Consider the following 4,773-nt stretch of genomic DNA (forward strand, 5'->3'; position numbering starts at 1 on the left):
TGTGGCGGAAGCGGGTGTGCGTACGTTCCTCGAGGTCGGGCCGGACGCGGCGCTGACTTCGATGGTCGAGCAGATCGTGGATGATGCGGTGGCCGTGCCCGCTGCGCGTCGGAGTCAGGAGGGGACGTACGCCGTCGTCACCGCGTTGGCCCGGCTTCACGCCAACGGGATCGCTGTCGACTGGGCGGCGTTCTTCGCCGGGACGGGTGCCCGTCTCACCGATCTCCCGACCTACCCGTTCCAGCGGCAGCGGTACTGGCAGATGCCGGACGCCCTTGGCGGGGATCTCGCCGTCATGGGTCTCGAGGGTGCCGGGCACCCGATTCTGGGCGCGGTCGTGGCGGTGCCGGACACGGGCGCGGTCGTCCTCACCGGGCAGCTTTCGGTGACGCGGCACCCATGGCTCGCCGATCACGACGTGCTCGGAACGGTGACATTCGCCGGGAGCGGGCTCGTCGAGATGGCGCTCCACGCGGGCCGCCAGGTCGGCTGCGACGCGCTGCGGGAACTCGTCGCGGAGAGCCCGCTGCCGCTGTCCGGCGACGTGCCGCTTGCGGTCCGCGTCGTCGTGGGCGCCGCCAGCCCGTCAGGGGAGCGGACGGTCCAGATCTATTCGCGTGCGGACAGCGGCGGCGAGGACGACGCTCCGTGGCGCCGGCACGCCGCCGGCGTCTTGGCGAGTGAGCCGCAGTTCGAGCCGGAGGTCCCGGCCGAGTGGCCGCCGCGCGGAGCCGAGCAAATCGACGTGCCGGGCGTCCACGCGCGGCTGATGGAGATCGGCTACGGGCACGGCCCGACCTTCCAGGCGCTGAACGCGGTGTGGCGGCGCGGTGAGCACCTCTTCGCGGAGATCTCGCTCCCGGAGGACGCCGACCGGGACGGTTTCGTCCTGCATCCCGCGATGCTCGACGCGGCCGTCCAGCTCTCCCGCTTAGGCGGCGGCGCCGAACTGGAGTCGGCGTGGCGGGGCGTGGTCGCTCAGGCCACGGACTCGGCGGTGCTCCGCGCGCACGTCGCACCCCATGGGGACGGCGGTGTGGCGATCACGCTGTCCGAGCCCGGCGGACGACACGTGATCTCCATTGGCTCGGTCGAGTCGCGGACGGTGTCGGCGGGCGAACTCGGCTCCGCGGCGGGCACCCGTCCGGTGTCGTTGCTGCGCCTGGAGTGGGTGCCGGCGCCGGGGGCCGCCGAGGCTGGGGCCATGCTCACCGACTTCACCTGGTCGTCCCATGAGACCGCCCTGTCCGGGAAGGCCGTGCCCGACTTCGCCGTCGCCCCGGCTCCCGCTGCGCTCGGCGAGATGCTGGCGCTGCTCAAGGACTGGATCGCGGACGAGCGGTCCGCGACGTCGAAGCTCGTCGTGGTCACGCGGAACGCGGTCGCGGCCGACGGTGGCGAACCCGTGGACCCGGGCCGGGCGCCGGTCTGGGGGCTGGTCCGTGCCGCGATGAGCGAGTACCCCGACCGGTTCGTCCTGGTGGACCTGGACGAAGCCGGTGACGCGGACCGGGAGCTCCCGGCGGCGCTCGCGACGGGGGAGACGGAGGTCGCCGTCCGCGCCGGTGAGGTGCTCGTGCCGAGGCTGGCGAAGGCGGAGCCCGCGGCGGACGTCCCGGTGCCCTGGACGACGCCGGGCACGGTGCTGGTCACCGGCGGCACGACCGGGGCGGGTGCGCTCGTCGCCCGGCACCTGGTCGCCGTGCACGGCGTCCGGCGTCTGCTGCTCACCGGCCCGCCGAACCCCGGACTGGAGGCCGAACTCACCGGGCGGGGCGCCGAGGTGTCGGCCGCCGACTGCGACATCTCCGACCGGGCGGTGCTGGACGCGCTCGTGGCGGCTGTCCCGGAATCGCATCCTCTCGTCGCCGTGGTCCACGCGGCGGACGCCACCGACGGGGACGGGCCCATCGGGGCGATGACGGGGGAGCGACTCGACGCCGTCTTCGGTTCCGCCGCCGAGGCGGTGTGGAACCTGCACGAGCTGACCCGCGACCGCGACCTCGCCGCCTTCGTGATGATCTCCTCGTCCACCGGGCTGATGCACGGGGCGGGCCGGGTTGCCCGCGCCGCTGCGAGCGCCCACCTGGACGCCCTCGCCGCGCACCGGCGGTCTCTGGGCCTGCCGGCCAGGTCCTTCGTCTTCGGTCCCTGGGAGACGGCGCCGGAACAGGAGGGTGTCGTTCCGCTGACCGCGGAGGAGGGCCTGGATCTGTTCGACGCCGCCTTCGGCGTGCCGGATACGGTGCTCGTACTGATCGGGCTCGACCGGGCGGTGCTGCGCGCCAGGCCCGACGGGTTGCCCGCGCCGCTCCGCGTGCTCATCCGGGTCCCGTCCCAGGCCGGTCCCCGGAACGACGGCGGGCGCGCGCTCCGCAGGCGCCTGGAAGAGCTGACCGAGCCGGAGCGGGAACGCGTCCTGCTGGACCTCGTCCGCACTCACGCCGCCACGGTGCTCGGCAGCTCGTCCATCGCCGCGGTCGAACCGGACCGGCCCTTCCAGGAACTCGGATTCGACTCCCTGGCCGCTGTCCGGCTCCGCAGGCTGTTGAACACGGCCACCGGTCTGCGGCTGCCCGCCACCTTCGTGTTCGACCACCCGGCCGCACGGGCCGCGGCGGCGTTCCTCGCCGCCGAACTCCAACCGGCGTCGGCGGACGCCGTCCAGCCGGTGCTGGCCGAGATCGAACAGCTCGGCGCCTCGCTCTCGGGGTTCGGCCCCGGGGAACGGGCCGTGATCGCGGCCCGGCTGGAGGCCGTGCTGCGCGACTGGCGGGACGCGGACACGTCCCCGCGGGCCGCCGGGGAACCCGGCGACGACTTCGCGACGGCCAGCGACGAGGAGTTGTTCCAAGCGCTCGACAGCGAGCTCGGCGCGTCCTGAACCGGGAGGGAGGATCAATGGAGAACGACGAGAAACTGCGCGAATACCTCAAGCGCGCGACCGCCGAGCTGCAGAAGTCCAGGCGACGCCTGCGCGAGGCCGAGGCGGTCCGGCACGAGCCGATCGCCATCATCGGGATGGGCTGCCGCTTCCCGGGCGGGGTCGCGTCGCCCGAGGACCTGTGGGAGCTGGTGGCGGCCGGCGCCGAAGCCATCACGTTGTTCCCGGATGACCGCGGCTGGGACATCGAGGGGCTCTACGACCCCGTCCCGTCGACGCCGGGCAAAACGTACACCCGGCACGGCGGATTCCTCCACGACGCGGGCCGCTTCGACGCCGACTTCTTCAAGATGAGCCCCCGCGAGGCCAAGGAGACCGACGCGCAGCAGCGGCTCCTCCTGGAGGTGTCCTGGGAGGCGCTGGAGCGTGCGGGCATCGACCCGCTCTCCCTCAAGGAAAGCCGTACCGGCGTGTTCGCCGGGGTCGTCTACCACGACTACCCCTCCGGCGGCGGCACCGGGGGACTCGCCAGCGCCGCCTCCGGCCGGATCGCCTACAAGCTCGGCCTCGAAGGGCCGGCCGTGACCATTGATACGGCCTGCTCGTCCTCCCTCGTCGCACTGCACTGGGCCGCCCACGCCCTGCGCAGCGGCGACTGCTCCCTGGCCCTCGTCGGGGGCTCGACGGTCATGGCCACCCCGACCGCCTTCGTCGGACTCAGCCAGGACCGCGGGTTGTCGGTTGATGGTCGGTGCAGGTCGTTTGCCGCGGGGGCTGATGGGACGGGTTGGGGTGAGGGTGTGGGTGTGTTGGTGGTGGAGCGTTTGTCGGATGCTCGGCGTTTTGGGCATCGGGTGTTGGCGGTGGTGCGTGGTTCGGCGGTGAATCAGGATGGTGCGTCGAATGGGTTGATGGCGCCGAATGGTCCGTCGCAGCAGCGGGTGATCCGGCGGGCGCTGGAGAACGCGGGGGTGTCGGCGTCCGAGGTGGATGTGGTGGAGGCGCACGGGACGGGGACGAGGTTGGGGGATCCGATCGAGGCGCAGGCTCTGCTGGCGACCTATGGGCGGGAGCGTGTGGAGGGGCGTCCGTTGTGGTTGGGGTCGTTGAAGTCGAATGTGGGTCATACGCAGGCGGCTGCTGGTGTGGCGGGTGTGATCAAGGTGGTGGAGGCGATGCGGCATGGGGTGTTGCCGCGGACGATTCATGTGGATGAGCCGTCGCGGGAGGTGGATTGGACCTCGGGTGGGGTGGAGTTGTTGACGGAGGCGCGGGAGTGGCCGGCTGTGGGGCGTCCGCGGCGGGCTGGGGTGTCGTCGTTCGGGTTGAGTGGCACCAATGCCCACGTCATCCTCGAAGAGGCTCCCGCCGTCGAGGAGCCGTCCACGGAGCCCGGTGGTGGGAGGGACCTGCCGGTGATCCCGTGGGTGGTCTCGGCGCGTAGTGCCCCGGCTCTTGTGGCGCAGGCGGGGCGTCTTGTTGAGTTCGTGGAGTCCGGGCCGTTGTTGGAGCCGGTGGATGTGGGTTACTCGTCCGCGGTCCTGCGCGCCGCGTTCGAGCATCGGGCGGTTGTCTTCGGCCGTGACCGCGATGAACTGGTCGGTGGTCTGCGGGCGGTGGTGGCCGGTGAACCTGCGGCGCATGCCGTGGTCGGGGTTGCCGGTGGTCTGTCGGCGTGGGTGTTCGCGGGTCAGGGTGCGCAGCGGCTGGGGATGGGTCGTGAGTTGTATGGGGCGTTTCCGGTGTTCGCCTCCGCGTTCGATGAGGTGTGTGCCGGGTTCGAGGGTGTGTTGGAGGGTTCGCTGCGTGAGGTGTTGTGGGGTGATGACCAGGGTTTGCTGGATGAGACGGTGTGGGCGCAGGCGGGTTTGTTCGCGGTGGAGGTGGCG

2 protein-coding genes are annotated in these 4,773 nt (G+C 72.1%); both read left to right on the forward strand.

Going from position 1 to position 4,773, the window contains the following annotated elements; translation table 11 throughout:
• The coding region (locus tag IEJ02_RS47435) for a type I polyketide synthase (RefSeq protein WP_223865608.1) at nucleotides 1–2,884 on the forward strand (2,884 nt) is incomplete at its 5' end.
• A gap of 17 nt (nucleotides 2,885–2,901) precedes the next feature.
• The coding region (locus IEJ02_RS47440) for a type I polyketide synthase (protein WP_191070451.1) at nucleotides 2,902–4,773 on the forward strand (1,872 nt) is incomplete at its 3' end.

It is taken from the genome of Streptomyces sp. 5-10, assembly GCF_014712245.1.
Classification (GTDB): domain Bacteria; phylum Actinomycetota; class Actinomycetes; order Streptomycetales; family Streptomycetaceae; genus Streptomyces; species Streptomyces violaceusniger.